Consider the following 17484-nt stretch of genomic DNA (forward strand, 5'->3'; position numbering starts at 1 on the left):
ACTTAATGCTAAATTATATATACTGGAACCCTGATCCAGAAATCATTAATATTAATGGATTTCCATTGAGGTATTATGGACTTTTGTTCGTTACAGGAGTATTGGTGAGTTCTTATTTCTTAGGTAAGATTTTTAAAAAGGAGGGATTACCGCAGTCGAACCATGATAGATTATTGATCTATGCTGTTTTAGGCATCTTTATAGGTGCTCGTTTAGGACATTGTTTGCTTTATGAACCAGTTTATTTTCTTTCCAATCCATTGGAAATGATTTTTCCCATTCGTTTTTTAAATGATGGTTCTATTGAGTTTATTGGATACAGCGGACTTGCAAGTCATGGAGGAGGTATTGGGTTGACCATTGCATTGATTTTATACTCCAAAAAGACAAAACACCGCTTTATTGATGTGGTAGATCTATTGGCAGTTGTTGTGGGAATAGGCTGTGCATTTATTCGCATAGGTAATCTGATGAATTCAGAAATTATTGGTACGCCAACTGATCTTCCTTGGGCTTTTGTTTTTGAAAGGATTGATTTTATACCAAGGCATCCATCTCAACTTTATGAAGCCATTTGTTATTTGATCATTTTTGGAACTATGATGTTCCTCTACTATAAATATAGAGCCTCATTAAAAAATGGATTCTTCTCAGGAACTGTTATTTTATTGATTTTTACTGCAAGGTTTTTTATTGAATTTTTTAAAGAGAATCAAGTTTCATTTGAAGAGGGACTATCTTTTAATATGGGGCAAATGCTGAGTGTTCCTTATGTTTTAATTGGCATTTGTTTAATTATTTATTCTAAAAGAAAAGCTTTGCCTGAGGCTGAAGAAAAAGTGAGACAGAAGGAAAAACAATCAGAGATTTTTTAGCTTGTTATAAAAAATATTTTAGAAATCAGAGAGTTGTGTACTTGAATTTACATTTTATAGGAGTGGTTTTATTATATTTTAACCAATCAATTCTTAATGCATTAAACTTACCCCTTAATTGACGCCGTATATATAAGAGTGATGTTGTATTAAAAGCAACCTTCAAGAAATAATCTGACATTATTTTACTATCTAATTTATCAATACACATCACTTAATCAGCTAAAAACAAATATCATTCAACGAATTAAACTACTGCGTCATGAATTTAACCAAATTAAAAATATTGATACTTTCACTGTTCTTGAGTATTCCTTTTATGGTAAAAGCTCAAGACGTGACTACAGTTACTGCTACTGATGATGAAATAAGTCAAAACTTAGATTTAGAAGTAGTTGCTGCCATTTTTGGTGAATCCAAAGATTTAGAAGATTTCGAGAAAAAACTCAATGATCCGGAACAACAAATTTCCAATTTAGATTTGAATGGAGATGGTGAAGTGGATTATCTTAGAGTGGTTGACACTTCAAAGAAAAATACACACGTTGTCACTATTCAAGCAGTAATTGGAAAAGATCAGTACCAAGATGTTGCTGTGATTGATGTTGTAAAAGACGAGAAAGGGGAAACTCAGGTACAAGTGGTAGGAGATGTGTATATGTATGGTTCAAACTATATTGTAGAACCAATTTATGTACATCAGCCTGTGATCTATGTATGGTTTTGGGGACCGTATTATCACCCATGGAGATCACCTTATTATTGGGGTTATTATCCTCCTTATTATAGACCTTGGAGACCTTATCCGGTACCTTATTACAGAAGTAATGTAAGGGTGAATATCAATATTCATCATAAACATAAGTACCGTCATACTACAGTAAGAAGAAGTAAGCATGCGGTCAAAATGCAGAAACAGACGAGAAGAAGAGATTATGCAAAGCAGTACCCTAACAAGTCTTTTGATAAAAGGCATAAGGATATCTCAAATGCGAGTCAATTGAAACAAAGACCTGCTACTTCTGATGTGAAATCTAAACCTCAGACCAAGCCTGCAACAAAACCAGAGGCAAAGCCAGCTGTAAAGCCTGAGCAAGGAGTTTCTAAGGATAAACGACCTTCTAACTCGAAGGAAAATACGTCAAAACCATCAAATGATAAATCTTTAAAACCTGCTCAACCAAGTTTAAAGGATAAACAAACAGGTCAGGTTTCTACAGGTCAGAAGGTGAACAAGAATTGGAAAACATCATCCGATCGTTCGGGAAATAAATCGAATGTGAAAAACAATAAGGTGTCGGTTCCAACTCAACGTCCTTCAAATAATAAGAGTAATTCAAAGCAGAATAAATCGAATTATAATAAACAAAATAAGACAAGAGAGAATAAGTCTTACAATAAGTCTAATTCGAATACAAAACAGAATAAAATGAGACCAACGACTTCGCCTAATAATAATATGAATAAGTCGTATAACAGGCCTCAAACAAGACCAGCAACCACTAGGCCTGCGACAAGGCCAAGTAATTACAACAATTCTATGCGACCTTCGCCATCAAGGTCTGCTGCACCTAGTAGATCAAGAAGGTAAGTTGATAAGAGGAGATTCGAAAAGGATCTCCTTTTTATTTGATAAGCCCGATAACAAACAGCATTACAAAATAATTTCAAAAACTTTATTGAATTCCCTTTCGGTTTGTATATTTGCACTGCTCTTTAAAATAGCACACCCTAATGATGAACAAACTGAACATATCAGTTACATTTTTTCTCGCAACACTCGTATTTATGCAGACGATTTATGGACCATTGGTAATGATGGACTATCAACTTCGTCAGGATTTTTATGCGAATGTTTTGTGCGTGAACAAAAACCGAACAGACCTTCCACAGGTTTGTGGGGGGCGCTGTCAGCTAAAATCCAAATTAGCAAATCAGGCTACTTCAGAGTCAAGTAGCAATGAAAACAATCTCAAAGAGGTGGTCGCAGAACCACTATCAATCTCTATCTTTTTGTTTTCTTTAAAGGGTAATAAAAGAATCATTAATCAGTTACCTGACTTAGCAGATGAAAAGGTAGATGGAGACTATATTTCCTCAATATTCCATCCTCCCATCGCATAATTGCACTTCATTTAACGACTTTTTGTACATCAATTTTTTGATGGTGGTATTGTACTGTCTCAACTTTTGAGGGCACAATTCAATACTATCAGAATGATTTTTGGGTCATAAGATACAGTATAGTAGTTTTTATGGTGGTTCGGTAGACGTTTTACTAAAACATTCCTACAATCCCTATAATCTAGAAAAATAGCTATTCGATTTTTTAAGACTTATCAAATCTCTCCAAGTCGTTACACCCCATTTTTTTACAAAATTCATAACAACCTTATTCTAGGCTATTAATCGTTATTTTTCAATAACGTTTAAAAGTGTTAATAGTTCGTTATGTCCAAATTAAAATATAATGAAAAAGCAATTACTAGGTGCTCTACTTTTGATTTTGAGCATCACTTCTCTTCATGCCCAAAATTTAGAGATTTCGGGTACTATTACAGATCAATTATCAAAAAATCCTTTGGTGGGAGCGATTATCGTTAACCTCAATACCAACAATTATACAGTATCAGACGCTAGTGGTAACTATGAATTTATAGCTGATGCCTCTGATAAAATTGAATTTAGAATGTTGGGGTATACGACTTATTCTAGCATCGCAAGTGTGTTGAAATCACAAATTACTTTAGTTCAAGATGACTATGTATTGAATCAAGTAGTTGTTTCGGCAAGTAGAGATGCTCAGAAAAGGGAAGAGGCTCCAATGGCTATTTCTTCCATCGGTACCACAATGTTAGAAGAAACCAAACCACAGTCTTTGGAACAAGTCATCAATAAAGTTCCTGGTGTTATGATGGCGGACTTAGGTAGTGAACAACACATGATGGCTATTCGTCAACCTATCTCTACCAAAAGTTTGTTTTTATATATGGAAGATGGTTTACCTATTCGTCCTACAGGTGTTTTTAATCACAATGCCTTAAATGAAATCAATATGACGATGGCTCAAAACATTGAGGTTATCAGAGGTCCTGCTTCTGCTTTATACGGTTCTGAAGCAATTGGTGGAGCCATCAACTTTATCACAAAAACGCCTTCATTGGTACCTACGGCTAAAGTACAATTGAGAGGAGACTCTTATGGTTATAGAAGAGTAGACGCCATAGTGGAAGGAACTACTGACAATGGAAAACTTGGGGTCAGTGTAGGAGGTTACTCAGCAATAAGGGAAAACGGTTATTTAGATCATAGTGATTTTAACAAATCCATTATCACGGCTGTACTGACTTATCAAGTGAATGAAAGTTTAAAATTGACTTCTAATACCACCTATATGAAGTATCAATCAGATATGGGGTCATCTTTAGATAGTACTTCTTTTTATGATAAAGACTTCACTTCGCTACATAATTTTACAAAGAGAGAAATCGAATTATGGCGATCAACTTTAACGGTAGATAAAAAGTGGAGTGAAAACAGTAAAACAGTAGCAAAAGGTTTCTTCCGTACGAATACATTAGGCCAAATTCCAAGTTATAGAATCAGAAATGATTGGACAAACCCAAGTGTAGCAAAAGGTGAAGTCAATGAAAGCTCACTTCAGAGTTATGGTGCTGTGATTCAACACAATCAAAATATTCCTTCATTAAGAACAACAGTGAGAGTAGGGGCAAGTGTGGACTATAGCCCAACTGCTTTTTGGGCCAATTATATTGATGTGGAGAGAGATGAGAAGGGTAGGTATGTAGGGTATACATCTACTGATTCTGTATTGACAGATTATGAAACAAACTTATTGAACACAGGTCTTTACGCTCAAGTTGAAGTGAACCCAATTGATAGATTATTTATTACAGCGGGTGTTCGTTCAGATCACTTTAAGTATGATTATAAAAATAATTTGGGTGAGGATGCATTCTCAGGAGCACCAAATTCAGTAGACTATTTCAGTGCGATCACTCCAAGAGTAGGAGCCACTTATACAATGTTGAACGGTTTGGGTTTTTATGCAAACTACAGTGTAGGTTTTATGCCTCCTCAAGTATCAGAGTTATACAGAGGAACAAAAGTACCAAGTTTAGAGCCATCAAGATACAATAACTTTGAAGTGGGTACATGGTACTCCTTACCAAAAGGTTTAGGGTATTTGGAATTGGCTTATTACACTATGAAAGGTGAAAACGAAATCGTATCTGTACTCCAAGATGACGGCTCTTATAATAATGAGAATGCAGGCTCAACGAATCATGAAGGTGTGGAAATGGCGTTGCATTTTAAGCCTATTTCTCAAGTGTTTGTAAGAATTGGAGGTACTTACGCAAGTCATACTTTTGACCAATTTAATACAGGAAATGAGGATTTCTCAGGAAATACAATGGCCAATGCTCCCAATTGGGTTTCAAATATGGAATTGACTTACAAACCTAAATTCTTGAAAGGTTTTAGAACATCATTGGAATTCCAAAAAGTGGGAGATTACTACATGGATAACCAAAATACAAAGAAGTATGAAGGCTATCATATGTTCAACCTCCGCTTCGGTTATCAGTTTAAAGGTTTTGATACTTGGTTGAATATTATGAATCTAACTGACGAGCTTTATGCTACGAGAGTGTCTAGATCTTCGTGGGGAGAGAACTATAATCTAGGAGCCCCTCGCACTATTCAATTAGGTATAGGTTATACAATCAGTAAAAAATAAATGAACATCTATAAAATTCACAGACAGTTAAGTTTAATAGCTTTATTGCCTGTATTGGCGTGGACACTGAGTGGTGTGATGCACCCTTTAATGTCTAACTTAAAGCCAAAAGTCAATCAAAGACTTTCAGTTAATAAAGAAGTAAAATCAACAAACCAATTTGATTTATCGGTCGATTCAATTATGAAAATAAACCACTGGGAAGACGTAAAGTCTTTCCGGTTGGTGACCATCGATTCTTCCATTTTTTATCAATTCAAAAGGGAAGAAGGAAATATTTATATTAATGTTAAAACAGGTGAGAAGCTAAGAGGTGGAGATATTGAATATGCTACTTATTTGGCAGGGTTGTATTCAGGAGAGGACAGTCAGAAGATCAATACCATTTCTATTCAAAATGAGTTCTCCAACGAATATGTAAGGATTGCTAGAATTCTTCCAGTCTATAAAGTGCAGTACAAAAGGATGGATGGTTTAAGAGTATTTATTGATGTGAACACGGATCGAATGACCTATGCAACCAATTCCATCAGAAGTACTTTTCAACGTGTTTTCCTTTGGGCACACAGTTGGACATTCTTAGATTTTAATACTACCTTCCGTTTACTTGTACTTGGATTCTTTATTACTATTTCGTTTTTCGCTGGGGTTACTGGTATTTTGGTTTATACGAAGTACAGAAAAACCTATCAACGTCAGCAGAAGTCAAAAGTGCCATGGCAAAGAAGGTTACATAGAACATTGGGAATTGGACTTTCATTTACATTATTACTTTTTGCTTTGAGTGCTTTTATGCACATGTTACCGAAGTACACGGCTTTGGATAAAACAAGTTATGCATCTTCTTATTCCTTCTTTCAAGAAGAATTGATTTTTGACTTAGATACCATTGAAGGAGGATGGGTAAACTATCAACCTGTTAAAATCGACGGCATCAATTATTATCAATTTCACTTTAAAGAAGGAAGAGGTATCACAAAGAGGTATTTTCATAGTGTTTCATGTGAAGAATTAGTCCATGGAGATAGTATTTATGCTGTTCAATTAGCCAAGCAATACAGTGGTCTGTCGACTATCAGAAATATTTCAGAGGTGAAGAAGTTTGCCAATGAATATGGTTTTATCAATAAATTACTGCCTGTTCAGAAAGTTCAGTTTGAAGGAGAAGGGAACCCTAGGTGGTACATTGATACAGCCACAACCTATGTAGGGGCGATCATTGAAGATAAAGCAGCTTTTTCAGGTTTCATCTTTGCCTATTTTCATAAGTATCATATGTTTGATTTCTTAGGAAAAGAAACACGGGATACCATTATGTCTTTATTTGCTTTAGGTAATTTCTTAGTGAGCTTTTTAGGTTTGTTGATGTATATCAATCAGAAAAAAACAGTGAAGAAGAGAAGAAGATCAAAGAATTTAGTGTATTAAGTAAATTGAATATTTACGGTATTTAGAAATCAGGAGATTTCTGATGATTTATAGGACACGAATGACACTTTCGCTTAACATTCGCGCCAATGGGTTATAATCAAAAACTGAAAAATGAGATGTCTTCCCAAAAGCCCATAATTTCTATTATGGGTCTACGGACATTTGATTTATTCTGTCCTAGAAATAAATAAAAAAGCCACATTAAACAAGTGTTTAGTGTGGCTAATATATTTAGACTATATGTGGATTTCTTACCAAATGAAATACCCAAGGCTGACCATAAACTGTTGTGATTTTAAAGACACATCATTGTTGGAAACTAGATTAGCACTTTGTTGATATTTGGCATCAATCGTAAACTTTTTGATATCAACACCCACGCCAATTTGCCATCCTAAACCGAATTTCTCAGGGTCTAAACTTGGATCTAAATCACTGAAGTTGTCAATCACTACTTGTTGGGCAACCACACCACCAAAGGCTCTAGCATTGATGCCGCCGATTCCCAATTTACCACCAAGCAAAACGGGAATTTCTACACGATTAAGCACAAGATCTTGTGCTTGCTCACCTTTCTCAAAAGTACCACCTGTATTGGTGTAATTTAGTTCAGTTTGAAGATAAAGTGGTACAACAGGGAGATTAGCTCTTAATATCATACCGCCTTCCCATGACTGTCTAGTATCATCAGAATAACCCGAAAGGTTATGAGAAAAACCAGACATACCCGCAGTGGCTTTAACACCGAAGTTGAATGTTTTGTCTTGAGCGAAAACAGTAGCCGATGTCATTACAAATAAATTGATAATGATAAATAAAATTGATTTTTTCATGATTATATGAAAGTATGATAATAATTAAATATGAATAAAAATATATAATAACCTTCTTCTTTTGAAGGTGAAATGTATTACAATAAAATAGTTTATTGATCCAACCAATCTTTAAAGTCTTTTACTCGGTCCCTACTTACAATCAGATCTTCTAAAGGAGCAGGGATAGTTTCTATTTGAAGCCTAGAATTAAACCAAGTATTAATTTTAGAAATAGCTTCAACATTGATAATGTATTTTCTATTGACCCTAAAAAACTGACTAGGATCTAATTGAGATTCTAGTAGTGAAATACTTTTATCGGTAGGGTACTTTTTCTCATCATATAGATGTAGAAACGTCAGTCCTTCATCAAAACGAATAAATGCGATTTCATGGGATTGGATCGTTTTGAATTGTTCACCAATAGAAACCAAAAAACGTTTTTTGATTCTTTTTTCACTGCTTTCCTTCACTTCTTTCATAGATGATTCAGAAGCAGTGATAAAGAGGTTTCCATAAAGTGCAAACTTATCCAGTACTCTTTTGATATCGTCAAAATCATAAGGTTTGACAATGTAATCGATACTATTAAGTTGGAAAGAATCCAAGGCATATTCACTAAAAGCGGTGGTGAAAATCAATGGAGATTTTACCTTTACACTCTTATAAATATCAAAGCAATTTCCATCACTCAAGGCTATATCCTGAAAGATTAAATCTGGTGGATTATTCTCTGCAAACCATTCAATGCTGTCTTCTACCGATGACAAAATATCAACGATTTCAAATGCTGAATTGTATTTCTGAATGAGCTTTGCCAAATAATTAGCAGTAGGAAGCTCATCTTCAATGATTAAAATTCTCATGATCAATAGTAGATAAAGCAGGTAAACTTACTTTGAAAGTGTCTTGATTTTTTTCGATAATTATATTTTTTCCAGCAATGAGTTGATATCTTTTATTGATATTAGAAAGTCCCATTCCGGTAGAAGTTTCTTCTACTTCTTTTTTATCATAATTGTTGGTGACAATGATAAGGTTTTCTTTTAAGGCAATGGTAATAAGAAGTGGCTTTTTCATGGAAAGTTTATTGTGCTTTACAGCGTTCTCCACTAATACTTGAATACTTGCCGGAGGAATCATAATCGTTTCAATTATGTTTGGATCTATGTTATTTTGAAGTTGAATTGCCTCCCCAAAACGTGTTTTCAACAGAAAGAAATAGTCTTCCACCACTTTTAGTTCTTCACCCAAAGAAACCAAAACTCTTTTATTTTGCTCTATAATATAGCGTAATGTTTTTGATAGTTTGATAATAAATTCAGAAGCTAAATTCTGATCAGTATGTACAATGCTGGAAAGCACACTAAGGCTATTAAATAAGAAGTGAGGCTCAATTTGTGCTTTTAATGACATATACTGAGACTTGAACATTTCTTTTTCTAGTTGCTCTACATTAACCTCTTTTTCTTTTAATTGAAAGATTTTCTGAACGTAGGCATAAACTGTAAAAATTAATAAATAGATAATACAGAGTGCAACGGAGAGTTCTGGATTGTAAAACGGAATCTCTTCCCATAAATGCCCATTTTGAAAGAGATACGTATCTCCAAGCATATAAATGACCGTAGAAGAAAGACCACAGTAAATACCGATTAGAACGTTGATTGTTACAATTGAGAGGGTATTGAGAGGACTAATTTTCTTTTGAATATGCTCTGACACATACCAAATCGTAAGCCAGTAGGATACAAAAGTGAATGTGAAAATCATTCCTCTAAATGTCAGCGGAAACACTCCACCAAAGCTATAATCAAAAGCTTTGATAAATAATTGCAATAAATAAACGACAATGAGTCGCAGTGCAAAACTGAATTTGGTGGATGAATTTGTATACGTTTTTGACATAAGAATTTCAATTTTTATACTACAAATATACGTCAATGTAAAACTTAACTGTCCATTACTTCTTGTGAGTTGTCATATTATTGATTGAACCGTAGGGGAAGAGAGTTAAGTTGTATTAGCTTCTTTTTCAGACGTTTCAAGCAAGCTTGAACTATATCAAGTAACTATTCTCTTTTTTAATCACGCTCTTAGCAAACTAAATTATGTATCGTTATTTATTAATGGTCGTGTTAGCCATTACATTAAAATCATGTATCCGGTTTGTCAATGAACCGACCGAAGATGACTATGAACCAGTTGTGATGTCCCGAACGGATTTTGAGAACGAGGTGGGAGTATCAGATACACAACCTCTTGAAAATCCTGGGAAAATCTATGTTTATGGGAAGTTTCTTTTTGTCAATGAAAAGAATAAAGGTTTTCATATCTATGATAATCGCTACCCCAATTCTCCTCAAAAAGTGAAGTTCTTAAAAGCCGTTGGAGCAACAGACATTGCCATCAAAGGAGAGTACTTTTATGTCAATCAGGCTACTGACTTAATTACCTTTCATTACATCGAAAGTCTGAATTCCTACACACTGACCAAAAGGGTCAGAAATGTATTTCCTCAGAAACAATCTCCAGGAGGATTTAGTAAAAGTGTAGAGGAGAATCAAATTATAGTGAATTGGTTAAAAGTAACAGATTAAGAAGATGAAACGAATTAATATAATCGTACAAGTTATTGTATTATCTCTTCTCATGATATCGTGTGGAGAAAATATGGACGGGAGCAGTGATGTGAATTCTACCGCAGGAGTAGGGCAAGGAGGTTCTTTGGCTACATTCGCGATCAAAGGTGATTACCTATACACGGTAGACTATGAACAATTGAAAGTGTTTTCCCTTCAGAATCCTGACAAACCTGTATTGATTAACAATAAATGGGTTGGTTTTGAAATCGAGACGCTTTTCAGCTATAAAGAGTTCTTATATATTGGGTCAAGAAGCGGCATGTTTATCTTCAGTGTTGAAGATCCTGAAAATCCTAGAAACAGATCTTCTGTACAGCATTTTACAGCTTGTGACCCTGTAGTGGCCAATGATACCTTGGCATTTGTTACTTTACATTCCAACTCATGGTGCGGTAACAACATTAATCAGTTAGAGGTTTATAATATTAAAGATGCTGACAACCCAGTTTTGCTGCATTCAAGAGGTTTATCTCAACCCAAAGGATTAGGGTTATATGACAACTATCTGATAGTTTGTGATGATGAAATTAAAATCTTTGATATAAATTCTTCAGAAAATGGAGGTGTAACTTTTGTTATGTCACTTGATAAAGAAGCTTTTGATGTCATTATTCAAAACGATCTATTAATAGCAGTAGGAGAGGATGGAGTGTATCAGTATTCTCTTTCTGCCTCTGAAAATACTTTTACAGCAGGATACTTAAGCACCATTGATTTTTAAAGTATAATAAGAGACATCTAAAGTTTATAACAAAGGTCATTAGTATGTAAATGGATATTAATGACCTTTGTGTTTTGAAGAATTACCCGCACACACATCATTCATGTCCATTTTATTATTAGACTAATTTTACAGCAAACCAATTATTGTTGATTAATTAGACCATTGGTATCTTAAATAATCAGGTTAACGATGAAAAAATTTAAATTCTTCTTTATTAAAGGTGTTGTTTCAAGAAAGGGTGAATTATTTAATGTTGTTTTTGGTACTGACCATGAATTGCAAATCAAGGATCTTTATAATTCTTTATATGATTTACATATTAATATTGATACCGTGAAAGGAATTGATTTTGATGATCTCATTCATTTCAATGATCATGTAATTACGACGGATTTAGAGTCTTTGAAGTTTTTTTAATTCCTTAAAAACTCCACTTTAATCGCCAATTGAGTTGAGATCCCCCTTGTCCGTATTGAGAGTTTTCTTCACCAAAAAAGAATAAACCAAATACCAGAATTTCAAAATTATCACTCAGTGATGTAGTAGCGTTTCCTCCTATATAGTAGGAGCCGTCGTTGGTATTGATGATATTGTTGATGCCTAGTCTTGTCAATGGAGTAAGTTGATATTGTAATTCATTAAACAAGGCAAATCGACCTAATGAAAGTGTTTTGGGAGTTAATTGAAAGTTAGGGTCAATGGGTCCAATTGGACTCGTCGCCCCTGCACTGTTGAAAATAGTTTCGATATGTAGATACAGAGAGTTTTTGAAGGTATAATCCAAAGAAATGTCCATGACTAATGAAGGATCTTCTCCTTTATAGTCCGGATGGAAATAAGTACCTTCTCCTTTAAAACCTGCTCCACCGATCTGTCCTTCCCAACCTAATCCAAGATTATAATTTTCCCTGACATAACCGGCCAATAATTGAAAATCATATTGCCACAAGTTGGTTTTGTACAAGGCTGCAAAATTGTAATAATCAAATTGATTAGAAGGAGAAAACACAACTTCAATTGAACTTACAGGACCTAAGTAATTACGAATCAATACGGCATCAGTACCGGGACGTTCTTCATAATCAAAATCAAAAAACGAATAGGTATTAAAAAGATCCATAGGATTCCAAACCATAGCCACACCCCAGTTAATTCTTTGTCGACCGATTCTTACTTGCCAATCTCCCGAAGAATAATCAAAGTAAGCCCTATCAATTTCAGAATTTAAGACATAGGAAGTTCCTGTAGTCCAATTATGAGACATGTTGAAGGCATATTGGTTTTGATTTCCAAACTCATTAGCATAACCCGGAATATTTTTAGGGCTAGCACCATAAATAAGTCTGTTTCTACCTTCCAATGCGAAAGTGATTTTATCAGAAGCGTAGTATTTAAAATTTAATCGATTGTGGAATAAATTGTCAATGTACCATTCATCATCAAGGTCTTTGGGAAGGTTTACCGTTTGCATAAATTTTAGGTAACCGCTTGCCACAAAGTTTTCTTTGAACTTGCTATTTTTTTGCTCTTCTTCTTGAGCGAATACAATAATTGGAATTAAAAATAGGAAGGTGAGTAAGCTTTTTTTCATTGCACTTTAAAAAGGAGTAGAAGAAAAAATAGGAGTAAGCAAGATGAGGAGTGAAGGAAGAAGGGAGATTTAATGTGAAACATCTCTTCCTTCTTCCCTCATACCTGTTCCCTCACTTATATTTTAGTGTCAATTATTTTTCCGTCATCAAATTGGATCACACGTTTTGCACGATCCATTACACGTTGATCATGGGTGGCAATGACGAAAGTGATATTTTCCTTTTCATTTAATTGACGCATGATATCGAGTAAATCAGAAGTAGACTTTGAATCTAAATTGGCTGTAGGTTCATCGGCAAGAATTAGTTTTGGTTTGGACGCCAATGCTCTTGCCACTGCGACTCTTTGCTGTTGTCCACCCGAAAGTTTTGTAGGAAATTGCTTTCCTTTATCACCTATCCCTACAGCTTCCAAAAGAGCTTTAGAACGAGCCGCTCTTTCTGCTTTAGGTCTACCTTGTAACTCCATGATAAACTCTACATTTTCTTCCGCAGTCAAGACAGGCATAAGAGAGTAATCTTGAAAAACGAAACCAATATGATCCCTTCTATAGGTAATCATATCTGCTGAAGAACGATTGTGTAAATCGGTGCCATCAATCAGTATAGTACCATTAGTAGGGGTATCTAAACCTCCTAGTATATTAAGAAAAGTCGTTTTACCACAACCCGAAGGACCAACAACGGCAGTAAATTCTCCTTCTTCAATTTTTAAATCCACATGATCCAAAGCCTTCACTGGAATTGTATCAGCGTTATATGTTTTGACTAAGTTTTTTATTTCAATCATCTTAGTATTAATTTTTAGTTTGAAAAATAGTACTTACCCCTTGTATCGAACTGCTTCAGCCGGCTTTAACTTAATGGCTCTCAATGCAGGTGGAAGTGCAGAAACGATAGCAGTAAGAAGAATCATTAGGAATAATGGAATAAAGGATTCCGGCATGATGGGATAAACCACATTATTGAAGCCCGCTAAACTCATTTCAGCATATTGAATGCCGTGTTCACCATAATAGGTAATCAAAACAATAGATAGAATTGCCCCTATAATACCTCCAATCATGGAAATATAAATTGTTTCCAAAACAATCATCAGAAACACTTTGGAGCGTTCAAGTCCTACTGCCATCAATACACCTAACTCTCTAGATCTTTCCCAAATCGCCATGGTCATAGAGTTTAAAATCCCAAATCCAAGAGCAAATAGTATAATCCCTAAAATGATATAACTATTGGTATTACCAGTTTCAGCCAAAGCACTTAATTCCGGTACAATTTCTCTCCAAGTTTGAATATTCAATGAGCTGTTCGCAATACTTTCTTTTAAGTGATCCCTTAGACCTTCAGGTTTAGATCCACCTTCAATAGAGGTAATGGCAATCTCATGAATAAATTGTTCTCCTGTATTTCTCCAAATGTCTTTGGATTGTGTAAATGCGACAGATTTATCAAAATCAGGTGAACTTGTAGCAAATATACCTGCCACTCTATAGGCTGTATTAATCATTTCATTATTAGGTCCCATATAAGCAATAACTACTTTTGATCTAATTTTCACCTTTAACTTTTTAGCAAGGCTGGAACCAATTACAATTTGATTTTTCCTTTTCCCCTTAAAGAAATCACCTTCAATTAAAAACGACTCTATTTCCGTTACCCCTCTTTCTTTTTGTGTATCAATACCAAGTATTTTTATTCCTTGACTGTCATTAGCAGAAGAAGCCATACCATTAATCACAACTCTCGGCGAACAACCCTTGGTTAATGAATCAGTTTCAACGATTTTGACTACCTTTTCATAACTAGGAATGGAATCTCTAAAATTATTATTGATTTCAAATCCTTTTCTATGAATCTGTACGTGTGCCATTTCTGTAATGAGGGATTCCTGTACTTTGGATTCCATCATTCCATTAAGCAAAGCCATGGTAAATATTCCTCCCAATAATCCAATGGCAATTGAGGCGATAAGAATGCCGCTTCTTACCTTGTTTCTCCAAACATTCCTCCAAGATATTTTTACGATCATCATTGTGTATAGGGATTAAGAGTGAATGGCTTCAACAGTTTTGATACGAGCAACGTGAATGATGGGATAAATAGTGCAGACAATCATAATTAAAGCCATCAGTAGTGCTTGAGGCCAAATGATATCCAAACTAGCCGTGAATCTAAGAATTGGCTCCATACCCATTTTTGCCATTGCTTCTCCTTTTGCTCCTTCAATGAGAATAGGATGATTTTCCATGTAGAGTAGTATCGGAAATCCGGCTAATATTGAGGTGACAATTCCAATCAGACCAATAAACAATGCTTCCTGTAAAAGCATGCTGTATATCTTTCTTCTTATCATTCCCACCGCTGTCAAGATTCCAAATTCCCTTTCTCTCTCAATGGTCATCATTAAAATGGTGCTAAAAATGCCAAAGGCAATCACAACGTAAAGAATATAAATCATGATCTTTCCCCCTTCACGATCGGTATTAATCAGTGTGACCATTTCAGGAGCTAATTCTGACCAACTCATTACTTCATAAGCATCAAGGTCCAATTTTTCTTTGAGTTCAGCTACAGTTTGATCCACCTTTCTGTTATCATGCACATCTAGTATGTAGGCATTGATCATATTAGGGGCTGTAACAAAATATTGTACCGTAGGCAATGACATGTAGATCACTTGATTGTTCATCTGAGGATTAGGATGTTTTAATATCCCTTGAACGCGATAGAGTTCGGCAGCACTAGCACCATGATAACCTTGCCCCAACAATGCCAATGTATCATTGACTGTTATTCCTAAATAATTCGCTAATCCTTCACCGATGATAATATCTTTACTATCAGAAGTGAGGTATTGTCCTTTTGTAACTTTTTGAGAAAGGTTGCTTAATTGATCTTCTCCTTCAGGCTCAGTGCCCACTATCATAACACCTTTAGTCAAAGTATCAGTGGCAGCCATGGCGTAAGTTTCCAACCTGCCAAATGCTCCTTTAATATTTTTATCGGATAGGATTTTAGTTCTGGTTTCTTGTAAGTCGGTCATCAAACTATTGATAGACTTGTCTTCCCAAAACCCTTTTTGATGTACTTGTGCATATCCCATATAGAATCGGGCTGCAGTATCAATCATCTGCCCATACGAACCTTCTTGCAAAGACCGCATTAATATGGCTAAGATAACGGCAAAGAATATTGAAGAAATACTTGTGACCGTTCTCCGTTTATTTCTCCATAAATTTCGCCATGCTATTTTTGTAATCATGATGTATAGGGGAATTATCGAACTCTTTTCATGTTCTGTTGAGTGAAGAAACTTTCAGCAATTTTCTGATTGAATTTTGCATCATTATAAATCATCACTGTTTTCTTTCCTTCTTCATCTACCGGAACCATTTCCATTCTTGATGGTAACTTTCGTCCTCCAAGATCTTTCACATCATAACAGTTCAAGGTATTGACCAAGTACATATCTTCATCAAAGTTTTCTACTTTGATTTGGTTATAGATACCGTCAGTCGTCACCCAAACGATCACTTTTCCCCATACAACGGCTGCATCCTCATGGGGTATCATCTCAATTTTATAGCATTCATAGCCGTTGACTTCTTCTTTACCTAATAATTTATGGTTATAATCTTTTACAACAGAAGCACCTTTCATTAAATCATCATTGGTAAAGTCAGACCCCATCCAAGATTGAGACATCATAGAAGGAGAAATTTTAATGGTTCTTTCAATACTTGGCGTCCAAGACCACATCTCTTTATATCTTTTCAAAGAAGCAGAACCTTTATCTTTGGCAGGGGCAGTTAATAAAACTAGAAAAAAATCATCCGTTCCTTTTGACCAGGATTTCATTTGCATCGTTCTGGTCCAGTCCGGACGAATGACTTTCATGGTCATGTTGATATAGCTACTTTTTCCTCTTTGTTGTTCTTGCATTTTGGCAATAATATCTGAAGCAGACTCTTGTGCCATAATCGAAGTGGAGGCAAGAGTGCTCCATAGGAGAAATAATAATGTGTTAATCTTTTTCATTTTTAGATTGCAATTGAATTATATATTTGATTTAAAAGGTCTTCAAGTTCTTGTTGTGGATTATTCAATACACAAGAAATAGTATATAAGCCGTGTCCCTCGGCTGCCGTTAAAATTAATAGGGCTGAGGTCTCTGCTGGAATATCTTTTTTGAGTACACCTCTTTCTTGGTCATTTTTAATGCACCCTATCAGTTTATCTTTAAAGGCATTGAAATATTTTTTGGGAATGGGAATTAATTCAGGTTCTTTTCTCACATAAAAAAGCATGGCAATATAAAGTTCAAAAATGTTGTCATTCTTCTGTTTTCCCTCTTCAATGATCTCAGCTGATTTTAATTGAAGAAAAGCTAATACATTTTTTAAAGGCATATTCTCAATAGGAGCATTGATGACTTCAGTGGTCATCTTCTCCCAAAAAGAGATGACACATTCTTTAATTAACTCTTTTTTACTTGGGAAATGATGATACACTGCTCCTTTCGATAAGCCTGAGGCTTTGATTACCTGGTTTAGCGAGACATCATTCATGCTATGTTCTCCAAAAAGTTCTAATGCAACTTCTATTATTTGGGATTTACTATCTTTTTCCATTTGATT

17 protein-coding genes are annotated in these 17484 nt (G+C 35.0%); 8 read left to right on the forward strand and 9 right to left on the reverse strand.

What is annotated here, in order from left to right:
• Positions 1–5: 5 nt before the first annotated feature.
• The 5 genes from lgt (at position 6) to IC221_RS20330 (ending at position 7065) form a co-directional block, all read left to right on the forward strand.
• A complete protein-coding gene (lgt, locus tag IC221_RS20310) occupies positions 6–875 on the forward strand; it encodes a prolipoprotein diacylglyceryl transferase (RefSeq protein WP_188170715.1) in 870 nt (289 codons plus the stop codon).
• Between the two features lie 262 nt (positions 876–1137).
• Complete coding sequence (locus tag IC221_RS20315) at positions 1138–2466, forward strand: hypothetical protein (protein WP_188170716.1); 1329 nt, start codon at positions 1138–1140, stop codon at positions 2464–2466.
• Between the two features lie 197 nt (positions 2467–2663).
• A complete protein-coding gene (locus IC221_RS20320; RefSeq protein WP_188170717.1) occupies positions 2664–2999 on the forward strand; it encodes a hypothetical protein in 336 nt (111 codons plus the stop codon).
• Between the two features lie 346 nt (positions 3000–3345).
• Positions 3346–5637, forward strand: a complete 2292-nt coding sequence (locus IC221_RS20325) for a TonB-dependent receptor (protein ID WP_188170718.1) — start codon at positions 3346–3348, stop codon at positions 5635–5637.
• Positions 5638–7065 carry a PepSY domain-containing protein gene (locus IC221_RS20330; RefSeq protein WP_188170719.1) on the forward strand — a complete coding sequence of 476 codons (1428 nt, stop codon included), beginning with the start codon at positions 5638–5640 and terminating at the stop codon, positions 7063–7065.
• Between the two features lie 254 nt (positions 7066–7319).
• On the opposite strand, the gene IC221_RS20335 is transcribed toward IC221_RS20330, so the two are convergent.
• The 3 genes from IC221_RS20335 to IC221_RS20345 form a co-directional block, all read right to left on the reverse strand.
• Positions 7320–7901, reverse strand: a complete 582-nt coding sequence (locus tag IC221_RS20335; RefSeq protein WP_188170720.1) for an outer membrane beta-barrel protein — start codon at positions 7899–7901, stop codon at positions 7320–7322.
• A 92-nt stretch (positions 7902–7993) separates the two neighbouring features.
• Positions 7994–8749 (reverse strand): LytTR family DNA-binding domain-containing protein, encoded by a 756-nt coding sequence (locus tag IC221_RS20340; RefSeq protein ID WP_188170721.1) that lies wholly within the window; start codon positions 8747–8749, stop codon positions 7994–7996.
• Positions 8730–9791 carry a sensor histidine kinase gene (locus IC221_RS20345; protein ID WP_188170722.1) on the reverse strand — a complete coding sequence of 354 codons (1062 nt, stop codon included), beginning with the start codon at positions 9789–9791 and terminating at the stop codon, positions 8730–8732. The genes IC221_RS20340 and IC221_RS20345 overlap by 20 nt, the downstream gene beginning before the upstream one ends.
• A gap of 203 nt (positions 9792–9994) precedes the next feature.
• Here IC221_RS20345 and IC221_RS20350 point away from each other — a divergent pair, with 203 nt between their 5' ends.
• From IC221_RS20350 to IC221_RS20360, 3 genes are all read left to right on the forward strand, one after another.
• Positions 9995–10483, forward strand: a complete 489-nt coding sequence (locus IC221_RS20350; RefSeq protein WP_188170723.1) for a hypothetical protein — start codon at positions 9995–9997, stop codon at positions 10481–10483.
• A gap of 4 nt (positions 10484–10487) precedes the next feature.
• Positions 10488–11249 carry a hypothetical protein gene (locus IC221_RS20355; RefSeq protein WP_188170724.1) on the forward strand — a complete coding sequence of 254 codons (762 nt, stop codon included), beginning with the start codon at positions 10488–10490 and terminating at the stop codon, positions 11247–11249.
• Between the two features lie 192 nt (positions 11250–11441).
• Positions 11442–11669: a hypothetical protein gene (locus IC221_RS20360; RefSeq protein ID WP_188170725.1), complete on the forward strand. Its 228-nt coding sequence runs from the start codon at positions 11442–11444 to the stop codon at positions 11667–11669.
• Positions 11670–11673: 4 nt separating this feature from the next.
• Here the strand turns inward: IC221_RS20360 and IC221_RS20365 are convergent, their stop codons facing one another.
• The 6 genes from IC221_RS20365 to IC221_RS20390 all read right to left on the reverse strand — a co-directional run bounded on the left by IC221_RS20365 (position 11674) and on the right by IC221_RS20390 (position 17478).
• Positions 11674–12843 carry a hypothetical protein gene (locus IC221_RS20365; RefSeq protein ID WP_188170726.1) on the reverse strand — a complete coding sequence of 390 codons (1170 nt, stop codon included), beginning with the start codon at positions 12841–12843 and terminating at the stop codon, positions 11674–11676.
• A gap of 116 nt (positions 12844–12959) precedes the next feature.
• Positions 12960–13634 (reverse strand): ABC transporter ATP-binding protein, encoded by a 675-nt coding sequence (locus IC221_RS20370; RefSeq protein ID WP_188170727.1) that lies wholly within the window; start codon positions 13632–13634, stop codon positions 12960–12962.
• Positions 13635–13667: 33 nt separating this feature from the next.
• Positions 13668–14879, reverse strand: a complete 1212-nt coding sequence (locus IC221_RS20375; RefSeq protein ID WP_188170728.1) for an ABC transporter permease — start codon at positions 14877–14879, stop codon at positions 13668–13670.
• 12 nt (positions 14880–14891) lie between these two features.
• A complete protein-coding gene (locus IC221_RS20380) occupies positions 14892–16109 on the reverse strand; it encodes an ABC transporter permease (protein WP_188170729.1) in 1218 nt (405 codons plus the stop codon).
• A gap of 14 nt (positions 16110–16123) precedes the next feature.
• Positions 16124–16885, reverse strand: a complete 762-nt coding sequence (locus IC221_RS20385; protein ID WP_188170730.1) for an outer membrane lipoprotein-sorting protein — start codon at positions 16883–16885, stop codon at positions 16124–16126.
• A 2-nt stretch (positions 16886–16887) separates the two neighbouring features.
• Entirely contained in the window at positions 16888–17478 is a 591-nt protein-coding gene (locus tag IC221_RS20390; RefSeq protein WP_188170731.1) for a TetR/AcrR family transcriptional regulator, read from the reverse strand.
• Positions 17479–17484: the final 6 nt, after the last annotated feature.

Source organism: Flammeovirga sp. EKP202 (assembly GCF_014534745.1).
Taxonomy (GTDB): domain Bacteria; phylum Bacteroidota; class Bacteroidia; order Cytophagales; family Flammeovirgaceae; genus Flammeovirga.